The organism is Vibrio nomapromontoriensis (assembly GCF_050337205.1).
GTDB lineage: Bacteria > Pseudomonadota > Gammaproteobacteria > Enterobacterales > Vibrionaceae > Vibrio > Vibrio nomapromontoriensis.
The window spans coordinates 112,172-138,372 of the sequence record NZ_JAKJSS010000017.1 but is presented as its reverse complement, the minus strand read 5'-3'; the positions used below and the strand labels follow the sequence as shown (position 1 = coordinate 138,372).

The following is a 26,201-nucleotide window of genomic DNA, read 5'->3' as shown; positions in this document are numbered from 1 at the left end:
CATCAGGGCAATTTCCCAGGCATTACTCACCCGTCCGCCGCTCGACGCCCAACAAATCACCCGAAGGGTCAATGTTGTCGTTTCCGCTCGACTTGCATGTGTTAGGCCTGCCGCCAGCGTTCAATCTGAGCCATGATCAAACTCTTCAATTTAAGATTTTGTCGGCTCAATGAATACTGACTTCAAAACTGTCCCTTACTTAAAAAGTAAGAAGTAATTTTAAAGCTATTATCGCTCCAACAGAACGATAATGAATTTTGACTGTGTGACAGTAAGTAAACTTACTACCCTTAGGTCACGTGTTCATTGAAAACCACTTTACTTCCTAAGAAGTTGTTTATCTCCGCTCAAAGCAGAAGTAAACATAATGATTATCATCAACAAGTGTCCACACAGATTGATATAGGTCTAAATTGTTAAAGAACATCTCTTCACTTGGTTAAGCAATTTGCTTTCCGTTTGAAGAGGCGGCCATTCTAGCGAGATATTCTTTCGTGTCAAACACTTTATTGATTTATTTTTTACTTATTTCAAAAACAAATCCTGAAATCTCTTTTGGCTAGAAGCCTTACTGAACATTGCCTTGAACCCTTGTGGGCTCTGCCGTGTCAGTGAGGACGCATTATAGAGATAGAAGTCACATTGGCAAGTGTTTTTAACTAAAAAACTTGAAAATAGGCGCTTTTGGTTGAATTTCACACAAGACTGTCCAAAATCGTAGATTAAGCGTTCGAAATACCCACTTGCTTAACACTCTGACCTTCTTTAATACGTGGCTCTACTGAACGATTTAGGTTCTGTGGGAAGTTAGAACCAAGCTGTTCCGTCAATAGTAGAACAGCATCGTGAGCCATACGACTGATTGGAAACTCAATGGTTGTGACTTCTGGATACAGAGCTCGACAACTATCAACACTGTCATAACTGATAATCGAGATATCTTCAGGGCATTGTATTCCATGTTGATAACAATATTTCATTATCCCACGAGTCATTTCTTCACCCGTTGAAAATATGGCACTTGGCTTTTTCTGCAGTGCCATTACCGCAGCCATTGCATCGTAACCACTATCTAGCTCATAGTCTCCTTCAATAATATCGCTTTGACATATCGTCAATTTATGGTCTGACATAGCTTGAATAAAACCCGCTAAGCGCACTTTCGTGCTGTCCCTATCGCGCGGCCCTGTCACACATACAATATGACGATGCCCTCTATCTATTAGATAGCTCGTTGCTAACGCAGATGCAGCTTGATGATCAAATGTCACGCAGCGTTCTTTAATGCCAGCGATATACCTATCTAAAAGAACAAATGATGATGTCGTCTTAGATAAATTAATCAATTCTTCATCGCTGAGATAACGGCTATGCAGGATAAAACCATCGCAACGTAAATCACGAAACTTATCGATGGCTTTCTTTTCTCCTTCAGCGCTGTGGTGTCCTTGCGCTGTAATTAAAAACTTTTGTTGCTCATCAAGTTCTAACTGAACTTGATTCATCATCTGACCAAAGAAACCACCAGTATAGTAGGTAACCATTAGCCCAATCATGTTTGAGTTTGATTTCGCTAGAGAGCGTGCAATTGCACTCGGTCTATAATCCAACTCTGCCATCGCTTCCTCAACACGACGTTTGGTGTCAGCACGAAAACTTCCCTCACCATTGATGATTCGAGAGACGGTTGAGCGATTGACCCCCGCCAATGCAGCAACTTCCTTAATACTTGCCATTGACATTATTTCCTTGTGATTGATTACTGAGTGGCAGGCCCAATAGTACGTTAATTCATTGGGTAACAAAAAGAGGTAACCATGAGTACAAGGTGAATGTTAGGGAACGTACTCACGGTTATCGACAACCGTGTCGATCAAACAACAGCACTATAGTTAGACAGCGTTATCGCATTGCTAGTAAGCAAAGAGCGTAACTCTGCCGATTTTAAAACCTCCAACTCATGCTCTCGGCGGGTGCTATAAGAGCTCATCGAATCCAATTCTTTGTCAGCGATACCCGGATGGCACATGACTTCCACAACAGAATACGATAGTGCCCACTTTCGTACATTCGGAGTCAACCAATCAAGTGTCGCCGTGACATCGTAAAAACCGTCAGTAAATAAATACTGCTTCAATTCAGGCTGAGCACGATAGGGAACACCGAACTCTTCACTCAATTGTTTGACGACCTCGCGTACAACAGGGTGCAAATGGACGTGATGGTGACTATCTATATGGCTAAGCTCAATGTCATAACTCAAAAAGTGCTCCATCTGACGTCGCAACTCTTTGTATATATCCGCTTCATGTTCAGGAGTTATTGTTACCATCAATTGCTGATAACTTAAAAAGAGTCCATTTTCATTGACTAGTGGGTAATTCGAAGACATAGGCGCACCAGCAGTCAACCTCAGATGAATACCGACGCTCAGTTCAGGCGCTTGCTTTAATCTCAGCAACGCATCACTTTCCCCGGGCATCGCTACCATCATCGTAGTTGACGACACAACACCATTAAGATGGCTATCAATAATTCCTTCATTGACCTTTCGGCATAATCCATAGTCATCTGCATTGAAAATTAACTTCACCTATATCCTCCTTACGTTGGAACTAGCGTGCACTAAATTGCGGCAGGTCGTTATCATTTTCCACTAAGATATCTGCAAGTAAAGATTTGGCTACTTGAATATCATTTACCAGTGGGTGAGTTGCCAACGCTAATAACGCCGTCTCTTTGTTGCCAGAAACGGCTGCATCCACAGTCAGCATCTCATAACTTTTTACTCGTGCAATGAGACTGTCGACATAGTGTGGTAAAGGGTCTGTGGCAAGCGGGGTTGCTCCCTCGCTTCCTACGACCGCAGAGCATTCAATTACAGCATCATTCGGTAAACTTGCAATGACACCACCGTTCTTCACATTTACCACATGTAACGCATTACGATTATTGTAAATAGAATCTACCAAATCGAGTGAAGCATCTGAGTAATATGCTCCACCACGCTCTTCGAGTTCTTTTGGTTTACTATCTAACGAGTCTTGTTGATATAACCGAAACAACGCCGCTTCCGTCTCCATGACTTGGGTCGCTCTACTGCCTTGACTTCGATAAGATTCTTGCTCTTCAGCAAGCATTGCGTCCGTTTGATAATAATAACGATGATAAGGACAGGGGATGACTCCTAAAGCATCCAAAAAGTTGGGGTCCCAAGGCTCCTCAAACACATTTTTCATTGAGAAGTTAGCGCCATCTCCCACTTTTTTAAGTAGTGCCTGGGTAACATCCTCACCATCTAAATAGGCACTCGTCACCCATACTAAATGATTCAATCCTGCGAACTTCATTTTCAACCGACTAGGTTGGCAATCTAACATATCCGCCGCCATCATCTGCATGGAAACAGGTACATTACACAGCCCTATGGTTTTAACTTGGCTATGCTTTTGAATCGCTTCTGTCACAAGGCCTGCAGGATTTGTAAAATTAAGCATCCATGCATTTGGAGCGAGCTCTTCAATATCTCTGCAGATATCAAGAATTACAGGTATAGTTCTCAACGCCTTGGCAAATCCACCAGCGCCCGTAGTTTCTTGCCCGACCCTATCGTAACGAAGTGGTATAGCTTCATCTTTTTGCCTTGCAGCCAAGCCACCAACTCGAAACTGAGTCATAACAAAATCCGCACCTTGAATCGCTTTTCTTCGATCCAATGTTTGAGTTACAACAATGTCCGCCTTCGCCTTTGACACCATACGCTGGGTCAAGGCTGTAATAATAGAAAGCTTTTCCTCACCCGCTTTAATATCCGTTAAGCAAATCTCGGTTACCGGTAAGCGATCAAGACGTAATAAAATCCCTTCTATTAGTTCGGGGGTATAACTACTACCACCACCGATCACTGCAATTTTCAATGAACCTGACGTCATCATATTACCCCTGTGGTAAGCCCTTTCGTAATTCAACGATTTCCGTCGCTAACTCATGAGCAAGAATGGTCGTCATAAGATGATCTTGAGCGTGAACCATCACTAAGGTCATTGGGATTTTCCCTTCGCCTTGATCTAATTCAATCAACTGTGTTTGAATTAAATGAGCTTTGTTCAAGCACTCTTTTGCTTTTTCTAGTGAACCCTCTGCAGAGGCTAGGTCCAGATTCCTGGCTGATCTTAACGCTTCAAAACAAAGGCTTCTTGCTTCACCTGCATTACAGATAATCTCCATAACAACCAATTCTTGATCCATAATAATCTCCTCGTCCTTATCTTTATGCTGTTGCAGGTTTATCTGCAGTGACTACCTTGCTTTCATCTTGAGGCTGCTCTTGCTCTAGCAGTTGTTTCTCGAACATCTTGAAGAATGGAAGATAGATAAATAGATCGATGACCATCAGGATTGCCACTAGTAATACGGGTGACAACGTCCAACCAGACCCCCAAGATGCTCCAATAATGGCGGGTGCTGTCCATGGTGTCGTCGCGACCCCCATACCTACTAAGCCTGCGTGTACAGCAAAATAAGCAATGGTGGCATTAATCACTGGCGCGAAAACAAATGGGATAAACAAAATTGGATTCAGTACGACCGGGCTACCAAAAATTACCGGCTCATTTATTTGGAATAAGCCAGGGACGGCACTCATACGACCTAAGCTTTTAAGGTGCGCAGAACGACTAAACATCATCAAAATAACCAACGCGAACGTCGCACCAGAACCACCAATAAAGATATAGAAGTCCCAGAATGGTTGAGTAAAGATATTTTGAACTGGCTCACCCGCAACAAACGCATCAATGTTAGCGCTAATATTGGTTAAGAAAATTGGCGATAGTAGACCAACAACAATCGCAGCACCGTGAATGCCGGCAAACCAAAGAAGCTGACACACTAACAGAGCACCAATAATCGCAGGCAGTGTGTTTGAAGCACTGACAAGAGGCTTAAACATCGCCATCACAGCATCAGGGATGAGCATGTCATATTGAGTCTGAACAAAAAGGCTGAGTGGATAGAGAATCAAGAAAACGGCGAGGACAGGCAACAAGACTTCAAACGAGCGAGCAATCGCGGGTGGCACCTGCTCTGGCATTCTAATCGTGATGTTGTGCTTTTTCATAAAGCGATACAACTCGACCGCAAAGAAGGCACAAATAACAGCGGTAAAGATCCCTGTGCCCCCCATGTGAGCAGTAGGGAGTCCACCATCTTTTGCCGGAGAAGCCACTAAAAGAAAACACATCAATGACAAGGTCGCACTCGTTATGCCATCCATCTTATAGGACTTCGCCAAACTATAGGCAACACCAAGAGACACGAATATCGTCATGATCCCCATCGACATACTAAATGGCATCATAATGGTATCAAAATGAGTCGTCGCTAGATCGAGCCATGCTCGACCAAAAGAATTAGTGGTCTCCTCAGTAAAAGGAGGAAAAGCAAAAACGAGAATAAAACTACCCACAATAATAAATGGCATTGCGACAATAAAGCCATCCCTCATCGCTCTAACATGGGGCTGATTACCCACTTTAGTCGCAAGGGGGGCAATATGCTTTTCTACGATATTAATAATCGCATCATAAAGCTTCATAATATATTCCTTTATTTTACGTTAAACTAATAATCAATTAATCAATGAGAGCGAGCGCTTGTTCAAGAACCTCTTCTCCCTTCATCATTCCATAATTTTGTGGTGAAATTGCCTCGATGTTTTTACCATGTTCAGTCGCTACCTTTCGTAACTCATCAAGTTGAAATCTTACCTGAGGGCCGAGTAAACATACATCGTAGTGAGCAATATCTTCATCAAACTCCGACACGGACTTTGCTTGAATCTCGCATTCAATACCCCTTTCTTTCGCTGCCACTTGCATTTTTTTCACCAACATACTGGTCGACATTCCAGCGCTGCAGCAAAGTAGTATTCTCTTCATATAACCTCCATTCCCAGTGATATAACCACCCTAACAAAAACAACTTTAACATTAAAGCGCAACCGGTTGCGTTTTTGGTTGAAGTGGATCGCAAAAATAAAAACACTTGATTTATTACCATAACTATTTCATTAGATTAAATATCAGCTTTTTCCATTTCGTTATTATTAATCAATAAAATAAGGACTATTTATGAGAAAGGTCACTAGTTTAATCGGTAGCTTACTTATCCCTCTATCATTCAATGCTATAGCACAAGATCCTAAAGCCACTATCTACCTCACCTTTGACGATGGCCCCATAAATGCATCAATTAAAGTGATCGAAACACTCAATAAGCACAATGTAAAAGGATCGTTTTTCTTCAATGCGTGGCACCTCGATGGTATCGGGGATGAGAATGAAGACCGAGCATTAGAGGCTCTGATGCTTGCACTCAATACCGGCCATATGGTGGCAAACCATAGCTATGATCATATGGTACACAACTGCGACGGTGCGAACGGTGAGAATACCGCTGCGGCATGTAATGCGACAGGCATGCACAACGTTAACTCTTATCGTGATCCCGCCTATGATTACACCTTCTTCCCGCTAAATCTGGCTAAACTTGAGCAGCATGTTCCTAACATCAGCAGCTATGACAATTATGTCGCCGATCAGTACGCTCGTTTGCCGTATACCAATGGCTGGCGAGTAGCTAAAAGTTTTAAAGCTGATGGGCTCTGTGCAACTTCAGATGACTATTTACCTTGGGATCCTAACTATGTTTGCGACCCTGACAATCCATCAAATAGCTCAAGCAATGCTATGACACTATCCGATATGTTGACCAATGACAGTTATCAGCTATTCGGCTGGGATCTAGATTGGGCACCTGAAAACTGGGGGATCGCAATGCCCGCTAACAGCTTAACGGAGCCGGAACCATTTCTTGAGTATGTAGAGGCCTCTATCAATACATGTGCACCTGTCACTATTGAGCCTGTTAATTCCAAATCACAGAATTTTCCATGTGACACTCCACTCCATAAAGACAAGGTCATTGTTCTCACCCATGAGTTCCTATTTGAAGATGGGCACAGAGGCATGGGCGAAACCCAAAATATCCCAAAACTGGATAAATTCTTAGATCTTGCGATAAAGGCTGGGTATGTGTTCGATACTTTAGATAACTATATTCCTAGCTGGAAACCAGAAGTGCAGTACTCAGTGGGAGAACATGTGAACCACGAAGGTACCATTTACATTGCACAAAAGGCTCATTACTCTCAAAGCGAGTGGGCACCGTCCTTACAATCAACACTATGGTATAACGCAGATCCTGCAACAAACTGGAAATTAAACGTTAGCTACGAACAAGGGGACTCTGTGGTATATAACGGCTTGCAATACACTGTCATTACCGCTCACGTATCACAAGCAAGTTGGACCCCAAATTCAGAACCATCTTTATTTTTACTAGCAGCTACTCAATAATTTATCGTTAATTAAGTAGCATTACCCTCAAAATAATAAGAGATTCGAGCTCGAGGATTCAGATACTCTCGGATCTCTTCTGGTAATTTCTCTGGATGAATCACTGATTCAATGGTGAGTTCTTTTGGTGCTAACGTAATGATAGGTGCTTGTAGCTTGGGGACGCTAGGATCGTACAGCAAGACATTTGGGCACAACAAACTACCACTATTGATAGAGATAACTAAGCCAACCATATCATTCGAAAGCTTAACGATCGTGCCTGGCGGATAAACCCCCATATACTTGATTAGCATATTCAGGTTCTCAGCGTTGTAAAGATGCTTACTATGCTTATAGAGATAGGAAAGCGCGGCATACGGTATTTTTTTCTCGCTCGGGTTCTGATGATGACACAAACCATCAAAAGCATTAGCCACTGAAATAATTTGAGTAACTGAATCAATTTCGTCCCCCCTCAACCCTAACGGGTAACCAGAACCGTCAAGTAATTCATGATGCTGCTCAATAACCGTAATGACATCATCAGGTAGTGTACCAATTGCTCTTGCAATGTCGGCACCATACTTAGTATGCAGCTTCAGGTAATTATGCTCAGGCTCGGAAAGCGGGGTTGTTTTTCGTAAGATAACCGATGGGATTTTCACTTTGCCGATATCGTGAAAAAGTGCCCCCATACCGACATCTTTAATTTTCTTTCCACTAAATCCTTTCGCTTTGGCTATCATCATCGAAAGCACAGATACATTGAGACAGTGAAAGTAGAGATCTTCGAATTCACTTTTACTGCCCATCAAATGCAGCGTGACTTCATCTTCCGACAACAGAGAATCGACAATATCTTCTACCAGTAACTCTGATTCTTGAATCGCTAGCTCAGGACGGCTGCGTAACTTCGCCATAATACTGCGAATGCGCGCAAGCGATCTATCAAACTCCTTCTCACACTGAGAAACCCTGCGGCGATATTTGCTTAACGTTTCAATTCGCTCTTGCTTTTCCGCCCACAACCTTTCCGCTTCATCAGACTTCTCATTCGTTGATAGATGTGAAGATTCACTTATCGACTCTTCTGCAGGAAGCGGTATTGTGTCACTCAACTCAGGCGTAACATACACATACTTGATTCCGAGTTGCTTGATAACTCGTACTTGTTCGTCTGATTTTATTTTGAAGGTATTGAAGAGGAAAGGATGGTCATTCCACCTTACGGGGAGCCTAATATGTAAGCCTGGTTGAAGTCGGCTCACCGACATTTTTATACTAGCCACAAAATCACATGCAACAATGAGTAAAACACGCGAGGAGTCTAATGAACTCCTCGTCAATCTTCATCTATAAGTTTAAAAATACAACCTATTATGTGCATTTCGTCAAACTAGGCCAATTAATAGTACTTATTCTACTGGTTTACTTTTTAATAATGCGGCAATTCTAGGATCGAGACTCTTACCATGTGACTGCTCAAATTCTTCTCGCTTAATATCAATAAGATTCTTCACCGAGTGTTGAGCAAGCCCCTTCGGTACTTCTGTCACCAGTTTGCCTTTTTCTTGGAGGCTCATTGCTTCACGATAAAACTCTTTGAAGCGCCGAATGATCATTGATTGAGGAACCCGTCTCAGTTCGTAGCCCTTATTTTGAATAATCCAGGTTTCTAATTGATTTTGCGGCGTCTTCGCAACCACACGGTTCATCGCTTCCATAAGCTCTGATTCGGTTAATTGACTTTTAAGTAACGTTAATTCGCCCATAATAGGCGGCCATTTCTCTCCGGCCTGAAGACGTTCCCGACAATGCTGCATAATTCGCATCAATTCAGCTTCAGTCACGCTATCAGCAAAATCTAAAAAACGCCCCGTTGGTCGACGGCCATAAGATTTCAGCCACGTCGACTCATAGATGCTAAGTAAAGTACCAAAAATATAGTTACACCAATCACTTGGTACTCTTTCATGCTGCGCTTCATCAACCAATGACTTTGTCGGCAAACGGCTTCTCTGCTGGGATACCACAGACGAAGATGGCGTAGAAGTAGAAGTTTTCGCCACTGCAGATGTGGTAGGCTTGGGATCTGAAGCCTTTAGGTGTTCCAAGCTGCCACTAACGCCCATCTCACGGAGCTTTTTCTCCATGGAGCCAAAGTCCACATTTTTTGGTTTATTACCGTTACCCATATTAAACACCTACGTTATGGTAAAAAGGAGCAGCTATTCGCTCTAAAAGTCAGGTTTCTTACCCTGCCCTCTCAAAAACTCTCTAAACTCTTCAGAAGGACTAACATCAACCGACTTATTGTTTTGATACGATTGACGTCTTCTTTCTTCAGCCTGTTTTCGGCGATCTTCCGCCTGTTTCTCGTTCACAATCCACAGACGTAGCTTATTCAGCATCTGCGTAACCGAAGTATACTCATTCGCACGAGCTTTATAGTACACCACAAACTTCTCCCAAAAGAGATTCGGATCGATTTCTAAGCGAGAAAATGCCAGTGGCTGCTGAGCCCACTCAGGAACCACAAATTCATTCAGTTCATGAGTTGAAATGTACTGCTGGCTTTCACCCTGTGATTGACCTTGTTTACGTCTTGTCGATGCAGAAGGAAACGTGTTTGTCGCTTGTGGCTTGGCAGGTACACCAATAATTGAACGAAGATTTCCCGATTGCTTCGCATACTCAAGCCAGTTATCCAACTGACCCGCGAGTCGGTTAATGTTCATCGTAGGCGATGGATTGCTTTCTTGCATAAAGCTTTGCCAAACCTCATCTCGACGATTTGCTGGCACTTTATATAGGTTGAGTTGTTGGTGTGACCAACCTGGGGCGCTGGATTCATTCTGCGCGCTAACCTTAATTGGAGCGCTAGCTTGCTCAACAGGCATCGACACAACAGGAATCGAGACCGACTCCCCCTCTGGCGCCAACAGTTTGAGATGATGTATTTGCTTTCTACCTCTTGTTTCCACATGAGACTTAGTCATGACACCTTTATTGACTAAGGATGTGAACACATCAGCCAATCTAAACTCACCCAACAAACATTCATTTGCGATATCGGTAAGAGCAATTGACACACTCCCATCGTGACCAGCGAGATCCGCTAGCTTCAGCAATACCAGTTTTTCACTCGCTTCCACATTCGTTTGTTGCCATGCAATATGGGTAAACTTCGCGCTCACAATCACTCTCCTATCTAGTACTTTGATTTTAGCGCCTTTCGCCTTGAAAGACGAGTACAGCTAAAGCCTCTCCGCCTGCTTCAGACAATTAACGTCAATTAGACTGTTTATTGAAAACAAGAACTTTGTGGCAATAACTAAGGCAGAGGTATCGACTCTTCGTCGGAAGTCATCATTATCGACAGTGGCGTATAATAATGCAGATAAGCTTTTGATAAGATACAAAAAAGCCTCGACTTTCGTCGAGGCTTTTTTGTTTAAATATGGTACCGGTGGGCGGACTTGAACCGCCACGCCCGAAGGCAACGGATTTTGAATCCGTCGTGTATACCAATTTCACCACACCGGCATCTTTAGGCTATTGCCCTTTGATGTTTGGCATTATACGTAAGCTTGGATGACGTGCAAGAACAAAACACTGTTTATTCATTTGTTTGCTGTTTTTTTGGTCACAACGTGATGCATTTCCGCAACGGAGGCTTTCACAAGCCCTTTAGAATCGTTATTCTGTGGTCAGATTAACAGATTAAAAAGTAGATAAAATGAAAACACAACCTTTGCCTCCAGCAGGCCTTTTTCGCCGACTTGGTGCCTTGTTTTACGATAGCTTAGTCGTTTTGGCATTAGTAATGATGGCAGGCGGTCTCGTCGTCGCCATTCTTGAGGCGCTCGTTGCTGCCGGGATGATCTCTTATGGCTCTTATACCGATGCAAGCGATTTACTCAGTCGTCACCCCATTTGGAGCCCTATTTACACAGCATATCTTGCGATGGTTTGGGTCTATTTCTTTGTTTATTTCTGGACGAAAGCAGGACAAACATTAGGAATGCGTGCGTGGAAACTGCAAGTTCAGAATTTACAAGGTGGGCGCATTACCGTCACTCAAGCATTAATCCGCCTTGCCACTTCTGCATTTGGACTCGCTAATCTCGCCGTCCCCATCGATACTAAAAAGCGCGGCTTTCAAGATATATGGGCAAAAACACAAGTTGTCGTGCTGCCTAAAGCACAATAGCCTTTGAATGAGGCGTTACAATAAAAAAAGGTGCCATAATGGCACCTTTTCCCGTTCTAATGACTCACAATCACTAAGCTTTAAACGCCTTAAATGCGTTGATTAAGCCATTTGTCGAGCTGTCATGTGAATTCACATTATTGTCATCCGCTAGTTCAGGAAGAATTTGGTTAGCAAGTTGCTTACCCAGCTCCACGCCCCACTGATCAAAACTGAAAATGTTCCAAATGACACCTTGTGTGAAGATTTTGTGCTCATACATCGCGATTAGGTTACCTAATGTGCGAGGTGTGATTTGCTTCACTAAGATTGAGTTCGTTGGGCGGTTACCTTCAAACACTTTAAATGGAACTAAGTTTTTCACTTCTTCCGCTGTTTTGCCTGCCGCGCTGAACTCTGCTTCTACTGTTTCTTTAGACTTACCAAACGCCAACGCTTCCGTCTGAGCGAAGAAGTTAGACATTAGTTTCTGGTGATGATCGCTCACTTGGTTATGAGAAATCGCTGGTGCTATGAAGTCACAAGGAATCAGCTTAGTACCTTGGTGAATTAGCTGATAGAACGCGTGCTGGCCATTAGTGCCCGGCTCACCCCAGATGATAGGACCCGTTTGATAATCGACTGCGTCACCATTGCGGTCAGTAAACTTACCGTTTGATTCCATATTACCTTGCTGGAAGTAAGCAGCAAAACGGTGCATGTATTGATCGTATGGAAGAATCGCTTCAGATTCTGCGCCATGGAAGTTGTTGTACCAAATACCGATCAGAGCAAGCACGACTGGAATGTTATTTTCTAACTCAGTATTAGCAAAATGATTATCCATTTCATGCGCACCGGCAAGAAGCTCAACAAAGTTGTCATAACCAACCGCTAGGATGATAGAAAGACCGATTGCCGACCATAGTGAATAGCGACCGCCTACCCAATCCCAGAACTCAAACATGTTGTCGGTATCGATACCAAATTCTGATACTGATTTTTCGTTAGTAGAAAGGGCTGCGAAATGCTTTGCTACGTGCGCTTCATCTGAAGCGGCTGCCAAGAACCAATCACGGGCAGAATGTGCATTCGTCATGGTCTCTTGAGTAGTAAATGTTTTAGACGCTACCAAGAAAAGCGTGGTTTCAGGATTCACTTTCTTCAAGGTTTCAGCAATGTGCGTGCCATCAACGTTAGAAACGAAGTGCATGTTTAAGTGATTAGTGTAAGGGGACAGCGCTTCTGTCACCATGTACGGACCTAAATCTGAACCACCAATACCAATATTCACCACGTCTGTGATCGCTTTGCCGGTATAGCCTTTCCAGTCACCTGAAATAATACGCTCAGAGAAACTTTTCATTTTTTCTAATACAGCATTCACTGCAGGCATGACGTCTTCGCCATTCACCATAATTGGTGAGTTGCTACGGTTACGTAGCGCGATATGAAGTACAGAACGCTCTTCCGTCTGGTTGATAGCCTCACCAGAGAACATCGCACTGATTGCCGCTTTTAGCTCGGTGTCGTTCGCTAGAGCAAACAGGTGCTTCATGGTCTCTTCGTTGATAAGGTTCTTAGAGTAATCAACAAGAATGTCTGAGCCAAAGTTTGTAGAGAATTTATTGAAGCGTTCTGCATCTTGAGCAAATAACGCTGCCATATCCATATCTTGCGCAGATTCAAAGTGTGCTGTCAGTGCTTTCCAAGCGTCAGTTTGCGTTGGATTAATGTTTTTCAACATGGTCTCTATCCCAATTTTTTGTCGGTTTTTGTTCCCTATCCCCCCAAGGAAAAGGAACCCCCGGTTAGCGAAAATAAAACGTATAAATCTAATATAGCTAGGTAGCGCATACATCACGCTACTCACAGCAAAATTTCTCTGCCATTTACAAATCGATGGCTTAAATTTAGTAATAAACTTTCAGGTCGTATTATGAACCAGAGCGTCAGCACGCTCCTTGAGTTAAGTCACGTAACGGTTCACAATATAAGCAATACATTTTATGCACTCGACCTATCAATCCTCAATAATACACAGGACAGTCTATGTGGCAACAGCAGAGCCTACTTATCCGAGCAAAACCTCGAGGCTTCCACCTCATTACTGATGAAATTAAACAACAGCTACCCCAACTTCAAGGCTACTCTGTAGGTTTACTACATCTATTCATCCAGCATACCTCGGCAAGTTTAAGCTTAAATGAAAATGCCGACCCCACCGTAAGAAAAGACATGGAACGCCACTTCAATCGCTATGTGCCAGAAGACGCCCCTTACTACGAGCACACTTATGAAGGGAGTGATGATATGCCTGCGCATATAAAAAGTGCACTGCTTGGAGCCAGTATTTCGCTCCCTATCAGTCAGGGTTATTTAGCTCTAGGAACATGGCAGGGTATTTACCTGGGGGAGCATAGGGATCATGGTGGTGAACGACGTATTATTGCCACGTTACAAGGGCAAACGTACTTAGAATGATATGTCTACAACTGGGGAGAATATGGGTGACCGATAAGGCTAATACCCAAAAAATGATGCTCCCTCACCTAGAGTTGGTGAGGGACGTCGATTAAAGGTGTGATTTATCGGAACGGTAACTCATCTCAACGCGAGACGTTAGCTTGGTCACCAATTCATACGCTATTGTGCCAATATGCTCCGCTACCTCCTCGGATGGTAATGCGTCACCCCATAATGTCGCTTCATCACCAACGCGATCCGACGCTTCTGGCCCCAGGTCTACCGTCAACATATCCATAGAGACACGCCCTGCAATTGGCACCTTACGGCCATTCACTAACACAGGGGTACCATTTGGCGCCATACGAGGATAACCATCGCCGTAACCAATGGCGATCACCCCGACTTTGGTGTCTCGTTCGCTAGTCCAGTTTGCACCATAACCTACGCTCTCGCCTTGCTTCACTTCACGCACCGCAATAAGGTGGGACTTTAACGTCATGACAGGCTTAAAACCCATATCTTCAGCGGTTCTCTCACCGAATGGTGAGACACCATACATAATGATGCCAGGCCTAACCCAATCAAGCTGACTTGTTGGCCACGCCAGTAATCCCGCCGAAGCAGCCAAGGAACGCTCACCATTACACCCTTCGGTCAAAGACAAGAAAGTATTGATTTGATCCGTGGTCACCGTTTTATCCAGCTCATCGGCGCACCCAAAGTGGCTCATATAACGAAGTGGCTTGGCTACATTACCGCAAGCGTGCAGGCGCTCAACAAATTCCGGGTACTGCTCTTCACGCACCCCAAGTCGGTGCATACCACTATCGACTTTCAGCCACACCATCACGGGGGTTTCCAATTCTGCTTGTTCAAGCGCTTCCAATTGCTCAATACAATGCACAACCGTTTGGATATTATTGGTTACTAGAACTGGTAAGTCGCTCGGCGAGTAAAAACCCTCTAGTAATAAGATAGGTTTAACCACGCCGCTGGCACGTAATTGCAGTGCCTCTTCAATACGTGCAACCCCAAAAGCATCGGCGCCTTTGGCATGCTTAGCAATATGCTTCAAACCATGCCCGTAGCCATTGGCCTTAACCACGGCCATTACTTTACTGTTAGGAGCTTGCTGTTTAATGCAATTCAGATTGTGTGCGAGTGCAGATAAATCAATATGCGCAGTCGCGGCTTTCATATAACTCATCGTTCAACCCTACTCTTCATCAAACGCAGGGCCTGCGTAGTTATCAAACCGAGAATACTGCCCTTGGAACGTGAGTCGAATGGAGCCGATAGGACCATTACGCTGCTTACCCAAGATGATTTCGGCAATACCTTTCAGCGCACTATCAGGGTGATACACTTCATCTCGATAGATAAACATGATCAAGTCCGCATCTTGCTCTATCGAGCCTGACTCACGCAAATCCGAGTTTACAGGACGTTTGTCCGCACGCTGCTCCAAGGAACGGTTCAACTGAGAAAGCGCAACAACAGGAACATTAAGCTCTTTGGCTAACGCCTTAAGGGAGCGAGAAATTTCGGCAATTTCGAGTGTACGGTTATCTGAAAGCGAAGGAACACGCATCAATTGCAGGTAATCGATCATGATAAGACTTAACCCACCGTTTTCGCGCGCAATACGCCTCGCTCGCGATCGTACTTCGGTTGGTGTCAAACCTGAGCTGTCATCAATAAACATGTTTTTCTTTTCCATGAGCATACCCATGGAAGTAGAGATTTTTGCCCAATCTTCATCGTCTAGCTGACCGGTACGGATTTTGGTTTGGTCAACACGAGACAATGACGCAAGCATACGCATCATAATTTGTTCTGCTGGCATCTCTAGAGAGAAGATAAGCACAGGCTTTTCTTGAGACATCGCCGCATTTTCGCATAAGTTCATCGCAAAGGTTGTTTTACCCATCGATGGACGCGCGGCAACGATAATGAGATCCGAACCCTGTAGGCCAGCCGTTTTCTTATTAAGATCGTCATAACCGGTATTCACACCGGTCACACCATCTTGCGGCGTTTTGTACAGTATTTCGATACGTTCTAGTGTTTTTTCGAGAATGTTGTCGACGTTTTGCGGGCCTTCATTCTCGTTGGTACGATCTTCTGCTATCGCAAAGACTTTACTCTCAGCAAGATCGAGCAAATCTTCAGAACTGCGTCCTTGTGGATCATAACCTGCGTCCGCAATCTCATTCGCCACGCCAATCAAATTACGTACTAAAGCACGCTCTGCGACAATATCAGCATAGGCATTGATGTTTGCCGCACTTGGTGTGTTTTTAGCCAAATCGGCTAAATAAGCAAAACCACCCACGTCTTCAAGTTGTTCACGCAGCTCTAAAAATTCAGACAGCGTAATTAAGTCTAGGGGCTGGCTCTCTTCTAAAAGCGTTCTAATACCGTCAAAAATCAGCCGATGAGGACGGCTATAGAAATCCTTGCTCACCACGCGCTCAGCGACAGTGTCCCAGCGTTCATTATCTAATAACAAACCACCCAGCACTGACTGCTCTGCTTCCAATGAATGAGGAGGGAGCTTGATTGCTTCCACCTGAGCATCTTTACCATTCTGATTTCGGATATCCGCCATGACTTTACTCAATAACACACTAAGACCCTTCATTATACGCGAAATGAAAGATGGCTAAAGCAAAGAAAGTGCTATGAACAGAGAGATTCGTCAATCAACAATTGACCTGTCGTTGACGATGACCGAATATACGACAATTATAATCCTAGCCCTTTTCATCATCGTGAGGTTTCAGTGTCAAAGAATTTGCTATTTAGCTTGGTCTTACTTGCATCGCCAGTAGCCTATGCTGAAGAATTTACGCCATCAAGCGATAGCGAAGACACACCACCTTCACCATTAAAGTCCGAAGTAGAATTTGGTTTTCAAGCGCATACGGGGAATACCGACTCACGCTCTTTGAATGCTCGAGTCGCGGCAGAATATACAGAAGGTCGTCACCGTACCAGTGGTGAGTGGAAATACTACCAACTGTATAAAGACGATGTGGAAGACAAAAATCAGCAAAACTACATGCTGCAATCGGATTATAAGTTAAGCCAACGAACCTATTTATACGGAAACTATAACGGCTTCACGTCTCTATATAGCTCTTATTATGAAGACCACACGGTATCTGGCGGTCTGGGTTATCAGATCACGAATACAGAAACCCTACTATTAGAGACGGAAATCGGTCCGGGTTTTCGTTACCAAGAACCAAATATTGACGAGATTGGCGATAAAGACATTGTCTTCCCAAACGTGGTGCGCGAAGCGATCATTCGAGGTAACGTTAATGTTCTCTGGAAGCCGCTAACTAACCTAACAATAGGCAGTAAGCTCACTGTGATTGCGGGTAAAAGTAATACCCGTTTTGATACTGAATTAAACGTCACCAACGATATCACTGAAACCATTGCGCTCAAGGTTGCGTATAGCAGTAAATATCATGACCAAGTACCAGGCGACCTAAGCAAAAGAGATTCTATCTTTACCGTAAACCTACTCTTTAATTTTTAGTGTCGTCTCGGCTTTTGGTATTACCTAACTTTTAGTCGTCGCTTAATTTCTAACTCCAACCTTTCTAACTGTCTTCATTTATTTCAGACATAAAAAAACACCAGCCGAGGCTGGTGTTTTTATCGGTGTCTTAACTGAGATTACTCAGCAGCAACAACTTGTAGTGTTACTGTAGCGAAAACTTCTGAGTGAAGTTGAACGCTAATTTCGAATTCACCAGTGTTACGTAGAGCGCCTTCAGGAAGACGAACTTCGCTTTTAGCCACTTCAACGCCAGCTGCAGTAATTGCATCAGCGATGTCACGAGTACCGATAGAACCGAATAGTTTGCCTTCGTCACCAGCTTTAGAAGCGATAACAACTGCTTCAAGAGCGTTAACTTTTTCAGCGCGAGCTTCAGCAGCAGTTAGTTGCTCAGCAACTTTAGCTTCTAGTTCAGCACGACGAGCTTCAAACATCTCAACGTTGTTCTTAGTTGCCATTACAGCCTTACCTTGTGGGATAAGGAAGTTACGAGCGTAACCAGATTTAACGTTAACTGTATCGCCAAGACCACCTAGGTTACCGATTTTATCAAGTAGAATAACTTGCATTGTTTAATCCTCTATCTAAATAAACGGTGCCGATTACTGATGCTTATCAGTGTACGGCAGTAGAGCTAGGTAGCGTGAACGCTTGATAGCGCGAGCTAGTTGACGCTGATATTTAGCACTTGTACCAGTGATACGGCTAGGTACGATTTTACCAGCTTCAGTGATGTAGTTTTTAAGAGTTGCTACGTCTTTGTAGTCAATCTCTTGTACGCCTTCTGCAGTGAAACGGCAGAATTTACGACGACGGAAGAAACGAGCCATGGGCTATCTCCTGATCTTAAATTAAGTCTGTTGTCGGTAAGTTACATAACGATCCAGCTTTTCAGATGGTGATAAGAACATGTTCTTATCATTGCTATGTCACTACCTTGTACCAAATGTTGAGTATTCTTGATGACCTATCTAAACCTTAAAGGCAGAGACAACGGTCAAGCAAAGAATTACTCAGCAGCTGCTTCTGGCTTAGCTTCGCTGCGCTCTTCACGACGAGGAGCACGCTCTGCACGTTCTTCTTTCTGCTTAAGCATGATAGAAGGCTCAGTGATAGCCGCTTTAGTACGCATAACCATGTTACGTAGAACTGCATCGTTGAAACGGAAAGCAGTTTCTAGTTCATCAATAGTTTCTTGAGGTGCTTCAACGTTCATAAGAACGTAGTGCGCCTTGTGAAGCTTGTTGATTGGGTAAGCCAGTTGACGACGACCCCAGTCTTCTAGACGGTGTACAGTACCGCCAGCTTCAGTGATAGAACCAGTGTAACGCTCGATCATGCCAGCAACTTGCTCGCTTTGATCAGGGTGCACCATGAATACGATTTCGTAATGACGCATAGGTTGCTCCTTACGGATTATTAGCTTCCACGAGTGGCTCGGTCGTCCAGAGGAAGCAAGGAACGAATAAATAAGACCGAGAATTAAGGACCGCGAATGTTATAGAAAGAACGGAAAATAAGCAAGTAATTTCGATGCTTAACAACAAAGGTTCCTAGGGTCCAGAAGCTAGAACCTAAAAATCCTTTTTATTCATCAGCATAGATTTTGACCGTCAACTCACCTTTAGTATCAATGGATGCTCGATACATTCCAGAACTGTTCATCGCAAAATGAATCTCGCCCTGTGCATCCATCGCAATTAAGCCACCCTCTCCGCCCATCGTCTTGAGTTCGCCTTGAATAATCGCTTCACAGGCAGTATGGACATCTTCGTTTAAATACCGCATACGCGCTGCGACATCACCGGCTACCGTCTTACGAATAAAGTATTCGCCCATTCCCGTCGTCGATACTGCTACGTTATTGTTTTCAGCAAAAGTACCCGCGCCAATAATCGCGGTATCCCCGACACGGCCATATTTCTTATTCGTGACCCCACCAGTACTGGTTGCCGCAGCAAGGTTGCCATGGCTATCAAGCGCCACCGCCCCTACTGTGCCGTATTTTTTGTCATCTGGATACTTCGACTCAGACAGCGCAAACACACCTTTTTCTTTCATGGAAAGCAATTGTTCATAGCGACGCTCAGTAAAGAAATAATCTTGCTCGGTATAGGGATGCTGATGCTCAAACGCAAACTTTTCAGCGCCTTCACCGATAAGTAAAACATGGTCACTATCGCGCATGACATCGCGAGCTAGCTCAATAGGGTTTCGAATATGACGCACACCTGCGACGGCGCCCGCATCCATTTCCGCACCATGCATGACAGAAGCGTCCATCTCCACCATTTCATTGTGAGTCAGTACCGAGCCTTTCCCTGCATTAAAATGAGGTGAGTCCTCCATCACTTTTACTGCTTCCACCACGGCATCAAGCGCATCCCCACCAGAGGATAGAACTCGTTCCCCCGCTTTAACGGATGCTGACAATACTTCAATAATTTCTCGTTTAAGTTTCGCAGACATCTGTTCTTTAAGAATCGTGCCCGCACCACCATGAATCGCAATAGAAAAAGGCTTTGTCATTTTCTCGTCCCTTGTCTGCTCTCAGCTAAATTAAGCGATAAAAACACAAAGACCTCCCGTGAAGGAGGCCTTTAAAATCATATTTTCAATAACAGCTCTTGCTATTAGTGAGAACCGCAGCCACCGCCACCGCAGCAGCCATCTTTCTTCTCAGCTTTCTCACCGTGCTCGTCACCACCACAGCAACCGCCTTCATGATCGTGGTCATGATCGTGTCCACAACCACCTTCTTGGTGAATGTGACCGTGCGCCGCTTCTTCTTCTGTCGCTTCACGTAACGCAACCACTTCCACATCAAAAGTTAGCGTTTGACCAGCTAACATATGGTTGCCATCAACAACAACTTCGTCGCCGTCAACTTCCGTAATTTCTACAGGGATAGGACCTTGATCTGTATCCGCTAGGAAGCGCATGCCTACTTCAATTACGTCAACGCCTTGGAATACGTCTGCAGGAACGCGTTGTACTAGCGCGTCATTGTACTCGCCGTATGCTTCTTCAGCCGCTACGACAGAAGTAAATTTGCTACCGACTTCCTTGCCTTCTAGCTCTTTTTCCAAACCCACGATAAGGTTGTTGTGACCGTGAAGGTAATCAAGAGGCGCTTCAACTGTTGATTGATCAACAACAACACCGTCTTCAGTTTTTACTTGGTACGCGACGCTAACGACTACGTTCTTAGCAATTTTCATGTGAACTCCAAAGGATTGGCACTTGAGGCTATGCCTCACAAAATAATCACCGTTTATACGGCTTATGTGCACATTATGGGGATGAAATTGAGAAACTCAATCACTCAGGCTTAAAAATGCCAATTAAGGCTTCTTCGCCGCGCTCACTTTTTTCGACCGATTGTGGTGTACGCTGCTCTAGAAATTCGCACTCAACACACTCTACCCACTCTACATTATTTTCAATCCACCAACGTAAGCTGTCTTGAGTGCTGCACTTGGGGCAACTTGCGCCCGCGATGAATCTTTTTTTAATACGCGTCATTTTGCTTCCTAACTGTAGCGCTAATACCAAAACTCTGGGGCTAATCCCAAAAATTTCTAGATTGGCGATCATTTTCCATTTCTCTACCAAAAATCTCTTCTAACTCTTTACGAGCTTCTTTAGAGCGCTGAGCCAGCTGCGTATCTTCACTATGCAGTGGCAGAAGCTCTTTAAGCATCGCATTGTCCAACTTTCTAAAGTGTGCTTCTGCGCGCTTAGCCTCATAAGGATGAAACCCTAACTCAATGAGTGTTTGTCGACCTAAATCGAGTGCCCCTAAAAACGTTTCTCTTGAATAGCTAGTGACACCATGATTCATAAGTTGATATGCCTCGACACGACTGCGCGCCCGAGCCAACACTTTAAGTTTTGGGAAATGAGCATGACAAAGATCGACCACCTCCATAATCTCCTCCGGAGAGTCAGTACAGATGATAATCGCCTCGGCACTATTCGCGCCTGCCGCTCTCAACAAGTCAAGCTGTGTCGCATCACCATAAAACACTTTATAGCCAAACTTACGTAACAGGTGGATCTGGCTAGCGTCGCTTTCCAAAACCGTAATTTTGATTTTGTTGGCGTACATCAATCGGCCAATAATCTGCCCAAAACGCCCAAAGCCGGCAATGATGACGCGAGGCTGTCTATCATGGACATCACTTTCAATCGAAGCTTCTTCGGTATTATTTAATGATTTCTCAAACCACTTTTTCTGAGCCATCAATAGCAGTGGAGTCGTCACCATAGATAAACTTACCACGACTAAAAGAAACGCAGACTCTTCTCTCGACAATAGACCTTGAGCACTTGCCGCGGTAAAGATAACAAAAGCAAACTCCCCGCCTTGGCTCAAAATCGCCGCCATCTTACTGCGTGCTTTAGGGCGAGTGCCAAACAAACGCGCTAAGACATACAGCAGCAAGCCTTTAATCACCACCAGCGCAGTCACTGCTAACAAGACCTTAAACGGCTCTGAAACCAACAGTCCAAGGTTAACCGCCATCCCCACGGCAATGAAGAACAACCCTAGTAACAAACCTTTAAATGGCTCAATAGCAATTTCTAACTCATGGCGATATTCGCTTTCTGCCAATAAAACGCCGGCTAAAAACGTACCCAACGCCATCGACAACCCCAGCTTTTGCATGAATACCGCAATGCCAACAACCAGTAGTAACGCCGCCACCGTAAACAGCTCTCGTACACCACTCATCACGACATAACGGAATAAAGGGCGAATTAAAAAGTGTCCAGCCACCAGCAAGCCAATCACACCAGCAAACATCCAAGCAATGTCCGCCCAGTTGCCCGACGTGTTGCCCGCTAACAAGGGTAATAACGCCAGCATCGGAATCACCGCGATATCTTGAAATAGCAGCACCGCAAAACCAGATTGCCCGGTTTCGCCACCCGCTAGCCCTTGCTCTTCAATCACCTTGAGAGCAATCGCCGTCGATGACAGCGCTAATCCCATACCAATCACGAGACTGGTTTGCCAGCTCAGTCCAAACAGTGAAGCAATACCGGATAGCACCAAGGTCGTCAGCAGCACTTGCGCCCCACCTAAACCCAATATAGGCACTCGCATTTGCCAGAGTTTTTTGGGGTTTAGCTCCAAACCAATCAGAAACAGCAGCAGGACCACGCCAAATTCAGCAAAGTGCAATATCTCACTGACATCACTAATAAGACCAAGCCCCCATGGGCCAATGGCCACCCCAGCTAACAGATAGCCCAGAACCGAGCCTAAACCAAACCGCTGGGCAATGGGTACCGCCACCACCGCAGCCGATAAAAAGATGACACTGTTTTGCAAGAGATCACTAGTCGCTGCCATCTTTGTCCTCCGGTAATAAATAGCTAGGAAGAATATGCGCATTGCCCAAAGGGTTCGTCAGCCACTGTCGATACTGATCGGCATGCTGATAGCGCTCGATATCATCGACTCGCCGCGACCAATACAACACCAAAGGCTCTACCCAGTGCATTTTGCAAAGCGCCGCCGATAACTCAAAAGGTTGCAAAATTTGCTCAAGAGGATACTTGTTATACCCCGTTTGACTGAAAGCCTCTTCCTTGCCTCCTGCAGTGATCACACTGCGCCAATATTTACCTTCTAACGCACACTCATCGCCAAACGCAAAGCCTTTACCCAAGACACGATCTATCCACTCTTTGAGTAATGAGGGGCATGAATACATATAAAGCGGATGCTGGAAGACAATGACATCGTGCTCAAGCAACAGCTGATGTTCGACATTCACATCAATAAAAAAATCAGGATAAAGCGCATAGAGATCACGCAGCGTCACATTATCAAGCGATTGGATTTTGTTAAGCATGACTTGATTGGCAATCGAATTTTGCGGCTCTGGGTGGGCATAAATGACCAGAACTTTCGGAGAGGGAACTGAGCTTATTTGTGAAGACGTCATTCCGTGAATTCGTTCCTTGTACTACCTAGCAGTAAGATAATTGTTATAAGTTTGATCCATCATAACGCAAAACGGATAATGATCGACATTTATCCACTTTGCCCCTAGTATTCCAAAGTTCAAACTCACCGTTAGTTATAGCCTTATGATCACCTTTTCCGACATTCAATTGCTTCGAGGTGGAAAGCCTCTCCTCGATCAAGCCTCTGCCACCATTCATCCAGGAGACAAAGTCGGTCTCGTTGGGAAAAATGGCTGTGGCAAATCTACTCTATTTGCATTACTAAAAGATGAATTGTCTATTGATGCGGGCACGTTCCATCAGCCTTCCCATTGGGAATTGGCTTGGGTCGCACAAGAAACACCTGCCCTAGACCGTAGCGCAATTGAATATGTGATTGATGGCGATAGAGAGTTCCGAGGATTAGAACAAGATCTGCTAAAAGCCGAGCAAGCCGACAACGGTAACCTTGTCGCTGAATTACACGGAAAAATTGAAGTCATTGGTGGTTACAGCATTCGTGCCCGAGCGGCAGAGTTGCTGGACGGCTTAGGCTTTACTCAAGAGCAAATGAGCTGGAATCTGACGCAGTTTTCCGGTGGTTGGCGCATGCGTCTTAACCTGGCACAAGCGCTACTATGCCGCTCAGATCTATTGCTACTTGATGAGCCCACCAACCACTTGGATCTCGATGCCGTCATGTGGCTAGAGCGCTGGCTGCAAAACTATCCGGGCACCTTGATCCTGATCTCGCACGATCGCGACTTTCTTGATCCGATCGTCAGCCGAATTATTCATGTCGAAAATCAAGCGCTGAATGAATACACCGGCAACTACTCTTCGTTTGAAGAGCAACGTGCGCAAAAGCTCATCTTGCAACAAGCGATGTTTGAAAAGCAGAAAAAGCAGATGTCGCACATGCAAAGCTACATCGATCGCTTCCGCTACAAAGCCTCTAAAGCTCGTCAGGCGCAAAGCCGCATTAAAGCGCTTGAGCGAATGGAAAAAGTCCTACCCGCTCAGCTGGATAACCCATTTAGCTTTGAGTTTAGAGAGCCAGCCGCACTACCGAATCCTATTATGATGATGGACGACGTCTCTGCTGGCTATGACAACAACCTAATTTTGGAAAAGATTAGACTTAATTTAGTACCGGGTAGCCGTATTGGTTTGCTTGGTCGCAATGGCGCAGGTAAGTCCACACTGATCAAGCTGCTATCTGGAGAGCTCGCCGCGAAAGGCGGTGATTTTACTTACTCTCAAGGTGTAAAAATTGGCTACTTCGCCCAACACCAGCTTGAAACGCTTCATCCAGAAGAAACCCCATTGCAGCATATGATGCAAATTGCGCCCAACCAAACCGAGCAACAGCTTCGCGACTATCTAGGCAGCTTTGGCTTCCAAGGTGAAAAAGCGCTCGATAAAGTGGCGCCGTTCTCTGGCGGAGAAAAAGCTCGCTTAGTGTTAGCCTTAGTCGTCTGGCAAAAACCGAATTTATTGCTGCTTGATGAACCGACTAACCACCTAGATTTAGACATGCGTCAAGCCTTGACGTTTGCACTGCAAACCTTTGAAGGGGCCATGGTTATTGTCAGTCACGATCGCTATTTATTGCGTGCGACCACCGATGATCTTTATTTAGTCCATGATCGCCAAGTCGCACCATTTAATGGCGACTTAACGGACTACTATAAATGGCTAACCGAGCAACAAAAGCTTGAGCGCAAAGAAACCCAAGACAACGAGCCAAACAAAACCTCCGTACACAGTGCAGCATCAAAAAAAGAGCAAAAACGCAAAGAGGCCGAGTTTCGTAAACAAACCGCGCCGGTTCGTAAACAGCTTGAAAAGCTTGAAAAGAAAATGGACCAACTGAGCGCGCTGCTAAGTGAGGCGGAAACGCAATTATCCGAATCATCACTGTATGATGCCGAAAACAAAGCTAAACTAACTAAAGTACTCGCACAACAGTCAACAAGTAAATCCGAACTTGAAGATGTTGAAATGGAGTGGATGGGGCTTCAAGAAGAACTAGAAGCAATGGAACAGGAGTTCTGTGGATAATGGATAAAGCACACCTCGAACATCTATCTCTCGAACACTTATGGCAGTTTAGTCTGCAATACTATGGTGTGAGGGAGATAAAAGAGGCGTGTCTGACTATCCAAAATCACTACCATGGCAACGTGAACCTGCTGTTGATGCTCAAATGGCTTGATGAACAACAGCGCCACTTTGCTGCCGAAGATTGGCATCTCATTCAAAGCTGTTTGGGTCGCACTGAACAGCTTCTTCATCATTTCCGTCGCTTGCGTCGACAACTTAAAAATAATGTTAGTGACAATCTCTATCGCGAAGCACTCGCCTTTGAGCTGAGTGTAGAGAAACAGCAACAATCTGACCTTGTCGATTGTATCAACTCACTCACCCTCACCATCAATCAACACCAACCCTTGGTCAGTAAATATTGCCAACAGCTCGGTGCTGAACATCTCAGCTCTATATTTGCGACGCCATGCTCGGTGTACTTTTCTAGCAAATAATTTTGCCTACCCTACAAGCCTGTTAGCACGTACGCCCTCGTAACGAATCGCATCCTTAC

General features: G+C 44.6%; 26 protein-coding genes, 1 tRNA gene and 1 rRNA gene. 6 read left to right on the top strand and 22 right to left on the bottom strand.

The features are described from left to right. The 7 genes from L4D05_RS20550 to L4D05_RS20520 form a co-directional block, all read right to left on the bottom strand. Nucleotides 1–152 (bottom strand): 16S ribosomal RNA (locus L4D05_RS20550); the annotation flags it as partial. 570 nt (nucleotides 153–722) lie between these two features. Beyond that, the gene (locus tag L4D05_RS20545; protein WP_428795145.1) at nucleotides 723–1,736 is read right to left on the bottom strand and encodes a LacI family DNA-binding transcriptional regulator; all 1,014 of its coding nucleotides are present in this window, start codon (nucleotides 1,734–1,736) and stop codon (nucleotides 723–725) included. A 137-nt stretch (nucleotides 1,737–1,873) separates the two neighbouring features. Next, a complete protein-coding gene (gene chbG, locus L4D05_RS20540; RefSeq protein ID WP_428795144.1) occupies nucleotides 1,874–2,593 on the bottom strand; it encodes a chitin disaccharide deacetylase in 720 nt (239 codons plus the stop codon). Nucleotides 2,594–2,615: 22 nt separating this feature from the next. Next, a complete protein-coding gene (locus tag L4D05_RS20535) occupies nucleotides 2,616–3,932 on the bottom strand; it encodes a 6-phospho-beta-glucosidase (RefSeq protein ID WP_428795150.1) in 1,317 nt (438 codons plus the stop codon). A 4-nt stretch (nucleotides 3,933–3,936) separates the two neighbouring features. After that, nucleotides 3,937–4,248: a PTS lactose/cellobiose transporter subunit IIA gene (locus L4D05_RS20530; RefSeq protein WP_428754063.1), complete on the bottom strand. Its 312-nt coding sequence runs from the start codon at nucleotides 4,246–4,248 to the stop codon at nucleotides 3,937–3,939. Nucleotides 4,249–4,270: 22 nt separating this feature from the next. Further along, nucleotides 4,271–5,596 carry a PTS sugar transporter subunit IIC gene (locus tag L4D05_RS20525; RefSeq protein WP_428754062.1) on the bottom strand — a complete coding sequence of 442 codons (1,326 nt, stop codon included), beginning with the start codon at nucleotides 5,594–5,596 and terminating at the stop codon, nucleotides 4,271–4,273. A 37-nt stretch (nucleotides 5,597–5,633) separates the two neighbouring features. Beyond that, a complete protein-coding gene (locus L4D05_RS20520) occupies nucleotides 5,634–5,939 on the bottom strand; it encodes a PTS sugar transporter subunit IIB (protein ID WP_428754060.1) in 306 nt (101 codons plus the stop codon). Between the two features lie 192 nt (nucleotides 5,940–6,131). On the opposite strand from L4D05_RS20520, the gene L4D05_RS20515 reads away from it, so the two are divergent. After that, nucleotides 6,132–7,418 carry a polysaccharide deacetylase family protein gene (locus tag L4D05_RS20515; protein ID WP_428795143.1) on the top strand — a complete coding sequence of 429 codons (1,287 nt, stop codon included), beginning with the start codon at nucleotides 6,132–6,134 and terminating at the stop codon, nucleotides 7,416–7,418. An 11-nt stretch (nucleotides 7,419–7,429) separates the two neighbouring features. Here L4D05_RS20515 and L4D05_RS20510 read toward each other — a convergent pair whose 3' ends face one another. The 4 genes from L4D05_RS20510 to L4D05_RS20495 all read right to left on the bottom strand — a co-directional run bounded on the left by L4D05_RS20510 (nucleotide 7,430) and on the right by L4D05_RS20495 (nucleotide 10,946). Further along, a complete protein-coding gene (locus L4D05_RS20510) occupies nucleotides 7,430–8,689 on the bottom strand; it encodes an HD-GYP domain-containing protein (protein ID WP_428795142.1) in 1,260 nt (419 codons plus the stop codon). Nucleotides 8,690–8,815: 126 nt separating this feature from the next. Continuing rightward, on the bottom strand, nucleotides 8,816–9,595 hold the full coding sequence (locus L4D05_RS20505; protein ID WP_428795141.1) for a hypothetical protein: 780 nt from the start codon (nucleotides 9,593–9,595) through the stop codon (nucleotides 8,816–8,818). Between the two features lie 42 nt (nucleotides 9,596–9,637). Beyond that, entirely contained in the window at nucleotides 9,638–10,597 is a 960-nt protein-coding gene (locus L4D05_RS20500; RefSeq protein WP_428795140.1) for a hypothetical protein, read from the bottom strand. Between the two features lie 264 nt (nucleotides 10,598–10,861). Continuing rightward, a tRNA-Leu gene (locus L4D05_RS20495) sits at nucleotides 10,862–10,946 on the bottom strand. 193 nt (nucleotides 10,947–11,139) lie between these two features. Here L4D05_RS20495 and L4D05_RS20490 point away from each other — a divergent pair. Continuing rightward, nucleotides 11,140–11,613, top strand: coding sequence for an RDD family protein (locus L4D05_RS20490; RefSeq protein ID WP_428754053.1), 474 nt, complete (start codon nucleotides 11,140–11,142; stop codon nucleotides 11,611–11,613). A gap of 73 nt (nucleotides 11,614–11,686) precedes the next feature. Here the strand turns inward: L4D05_RS20490 and pgi are convergent, their stop codons facing one another. Further along, entirely contained in the window at nucleotides 11,687–13,339 is a 1,653-nt protein-coding gene (gene pgi / locus L4D05_RS20485; protein WP_428795139.1) for a glucose-6-phosphate isomerase, read from the bottom strand. Nucleotides 13,340–13,644: 305 nt separating this feature from the next. Here pgi and L4D05_RS20480 point away from each other — a divergent pair, with 305 nt between their 5' ends. Beyond that, complete coding sequence (locus tag L4D05_RS20480; protein WP_265676860.1) at nucleotides 13,645–14,076, top strand: secondary thiamine-phosphate synthase enzyme YjbQ; 432 nt, start codon at nucleotides 13,645–13,647, stop codon at nucleotides 14,074–14,076. Between the two features lie 91 nt (nucleotides 14,077–14,167). On the opposite strand, the gene alr is transcribed toward L4D05_RS20480, so the two are convergent. Beyond that, on the bottom strand, nucleotides 14,168–15,259 hold the full coding sequence (alr, locus tag L4D05_RS20475; RefSeq protein ID WP_428754069.1) for an alanine racemase: 1,092 nt from the start codon (nucleotides 15,257–15,259) through the stop codon (nucleotides 14,168–14,170). Between the two features lie 18 nt (nucleotides 15,260–15,277). Further along, entirely contained in the window at nucleotides 15,278–16,672 is a 1,395-nt protein-coding gene (locus L4D05_RS20470) for a replicative DNA helicase (protein ID WP_250617938.1), read from the bottom strand. Between the two features lie 174 nt (nucleotides 16,673–16,846). Here L4D05_RS20470 and L4D05_RS20465 point away from each other — a divergent pair, with 174 nt between their 5' ends. Then, a complete protein-coding gene (locus tag L4D05_RS20465) occupies nucleotides 16,847–17,614 on the top strand; it encodes a DUF481 domain-containing protein (protein ID WP_428795138.1) in 768 nt (255 codons plus the stop codon). 140 nt (nucleotides 17,615–17,754) lie between these two features. Here the strand turns inward: L4D05_RS20465 and rplI are convergent, their stop codons facing one another. The 8 genes from rplI to kefG all read right to left on the bottom strand — a co-directional run bounded on the left by rplI (nucleotide 17,755) and on the right by kefG (nucleotide 23,598). After that, entirely contained in the window at nucleotides 17,755–18,207 is a 453-nt protein-coding gene (gene rplI, locus L4D05_RS20460) for a 50S ribosomal protein L9 (RefSeq protein ID WP_265676863.1), read from the bottom strand. 33 nt (nucleotides 18,208–18,240) lie between these two features. Continuing rightward, a complete protein-coding gene (gene rpsR / locus L4D05_RS20455) occupies nucleotides 18,241–18,468 on the bottom strand; it encodes a 30S ribosomal protein S18 (protein ID WP_000090472.1) in 228 nt (75 codons plus the stop codon). 179 nt (nucleotides 18,469–18,647) lie between these two features. Next, a complete protein-coding gene (rpsF, locus tag L4D05_RS20450; protein ID WP_250617921.1) occupies nucleotides 18,648–19,037 on the bottom strand; it encodes a 30S ribosomal protein S6 in 390 nt (129 codons plus the stop codon). Nucleotides 19,038–19,225: 188 nt separating this feature from the next. After that, a complete protein-coding gene (locus L4D05_RS20445; protein ID WP_428795137.1) occupies nucleotides 19,226–20,167 on the bottom strand; it encodes an isoaspartyl peptidase/L-asparaginase family protein in 942 nt (313 codons plus the stop codon). A gap of 104 nt (nucleotides 20,168–20,271) precedes the next feature. Continuing rightward, nucleotides 20,272–20,859, bottom strand: a complete 588-nt coding sequence (gene slyD / locus L4D05_RS20440) for a peptidylprolyl isomerase (RefSeq protein WP_428754042.1) — start codon at nucleotides 20,857–20,859, stop codon at nucleotides 20,272–20,274. A 100-nt stretch (nucleotides 20,860–20,959) separates the two neighbouring features. After that, nucleotides 20,960–21,163, bottom strand: a complete 204-nt coding sequence (locus L4D05_RS20435) for a YheV family putative zinc ribbon protein (protein WP_102469739.1) — start codon at nucleotides 21,161–21,163, stop codon at nucleotides 20,960–20,962. Between the two features lie 40 nt (nucleotides 21,164–21,203). Then, nucleotides 21,204–23,000, bottom strand: a complete 1,797-nt coding sequence (gene kefB / locus L4D05_RS20430; protein ID WP_428795136.1) for a glutathione-regulated potassium-efflux system protein KefB — start codon at nucleotides 22,998–23,000, stop codon at nucleotides 21,204–21,206. Further along, the gene (gene kefG, locus L4D05_RS20425; RefSeq protein ID WP_428795135.1) at nucleotides 22,987–23,598 is read right to left on the bottom strand and encodes a glutathione-regulated potassium-efflux system ancillary protein KefG; all 612 of its coding nucleotides are present in this window, start codon (nucleotides 23,596–23,598) and stop codon (nucleotides 22,987–22,989) included. The genes kefB and kefG overlap by 14 nt, the downstream gene beginning before the upstream one ends. A 145-nt stretch (nucleotides 23,599–23,743) precedes the next feature. Here kefG and L4D05_RS20420 point away from each other — a divergent pair, with 145 nt between their 5' ends. Together L4D05_RS20420 and L4D05_RS20415 are read left to right on the top strand one after the other, a co-directional pair. Beyond that, nucleotides 23,744–25,663 (top strand): ABC transporter ATP-binding protein, encoded by a 1,920-nt coding sequence (locus L4D05_RS20420; protein ID WP_428795134.1) that lies wholly within the window; start codon nucleotides 23,744–23,746, stop codon nucleotides 25,661–25,663. Further along, entirely contained in the window at nucleotides 25,663–26,142 is a 480-nt protein-coding gene (locus tag L4D05_RS20415) for a TIGR02444 family protein (RefSeq protein WP_428795133.1), read from the top strand. The genes L4D05_RS20420 and L4D05_RS20415 overlap by 1 nt, the downstream gene beginning before the upstream one ends. Nucleotides 26,143–26,201 lie beyond the last annotated feature (59 nt).

Bases quoted from the DNA above. Each gene is read 5' to 3' on its own strand.
- L4D05_RS20490 (WP_428754053.1), top strand. From the start codon at position 11,140: ATGAAAACACAACCTTTGCCTCCAGCAGGCCTTTTTCGCCGACTTGGT.
- kefB (WP_428795136.1), bottom strand. From the start codon at position 23,000: ATGGCAGCGACTAGTGATCTCTTGCAAAACAGTGTCATCTTTTTATCG.
- slyD (WP_428754042.1), bottom strand. From the start codon at position 20,859: ATGAAAATTGCTAAGAACGTAGTCGTTAGCGTCGCGTACCAAGTAAAA.
- L4D05_RS20535 (WP_428795150.1), bottom strand. From the start codon at position 3,932: ATGACGTCAGGTTCATTGAAAATTGCAGTGATCGGTGGTGGTAGTAGT.
- alr (WP_428754069.1), bottom strand. From the start codon at position 15,259: ATGAAAGCCGCGACTGCGCATATTGATTTATCTGCACTCGCACACAAT.
- L4D05_RS20520 (WP_428754060.1), bottom strand. From the start codon at position 5,939: ATGAAGAGAATACTACTTTGCTGCAGCGCTGGAATGTCGACCAGTATG.
- rpsR (WP_000090472.1), bottom strand. From the start codon at position 18,468: ATGGCTCGTTTCTTCCGTCGTCGTAAATTCTGCCGTTTCACTGCAGAA.
- pgi (WP_428795139.1), bottom strand. From the start codon at position 13,339: ATGTTGAAAAACATTAATCCAACGCAAACTGACGCTTGGAAAGCACTG.
- L4D05_RS20545 (WP_428795145.1), bottom strand. From the start codon at position 1,736: ATGGCAAGTATTAAGGAAGTTGCTGCATTGGCGGGGGTCAATCGCTCA.
- L4D05_RS20515 (WP_428795143.1), top strand. From the start codon at position 6,132: ATGAGAAAGGTCACTAGTTTAATCGGTAGCTTACTTATCCCTCTATCA.
- L4D05_RS20480 (WP_265676860.1), top strand. From the start codon at position 13,645: ATGTGGCAACAGCAGAGCCTACTTATCCGAGCAAAACCTCGAGGCTTC.
- L4D05_RS20530 (WP_428754063.1), bottom strand. From the start codon at position 4,248: ATGGATCAAGAATTGGTTGTTATGGAGATTATCTGTAATGCAGGTGAA.
- L4D05_RS20505 (WP_428795141.1), bottom strand. From the start codon at position 9,595: ATGGGTAACGGTAATAAACCAAAAAATGTGGACTTTGGCTCCATGGAG.
- L4D05_RS20525 (WP_428754062.1), bottom strand. From the start codon at position 5,596: ATGAAGCTTTATGATGCGATTATTAATATCGTAGAAAAGCATATTGCC.
- rpsF (WP_250617921.1), bottom strand. From the start codon at position 19,037: ATGCGTCATTACGAAATCGTATTCATGGTGCACCCTGATCAAAGCGAG.
- L4D05_RS20420 (WP_428795134.1), top strand. From the start codon at position 23,744: ATGATCACCTTTTCCGACATTCAATTGCTTCGAGGTGGAAAGCCTCTC.
- L4D05_RS20470 (WP_250617938.1), bottom strand. From the start codon at position 16,672: ATGGCGGATATCCGAAATCAGAATGGTAAAGATGCTCAGGTGGAAGCA.
- L4D05_RS20415 (WP_428795133.1), top strand. From the start codon at position 25,663: ATGGATAAAGCACACCTCGAACATCTATCTCTCGAACACTTATGGCAG.
- L4D05_RS20435 (WP_102469739.1), bottom strand. From the start codon at position 21,163: ATGACGCGTATTAAAAAAAGATTCATCGCGGGCGCAAGTTGCCCCAAG.
- L4D05_RS20445 (WP_428795137.1), bottom strand. From the start codon at position 20,167: ATGACAAAGCCTTTTTCTATTGCGATTCATGGTGGTGCGGGCACGATT.
- kefG (WP_428795135.1), bottom strand. From the start codon at position 23,598: ATGACGTCTTCACAAATAAGCTCAGTTCCCTCTCCGAAAGTTCTGGTC.
- rplI (WP_265676863.1), bottom strand. From the start codon at position 18,207: ATGCAAGTTATTCTACTTGATAAAATCGGTAACCTAGGTGGTCTTGGC.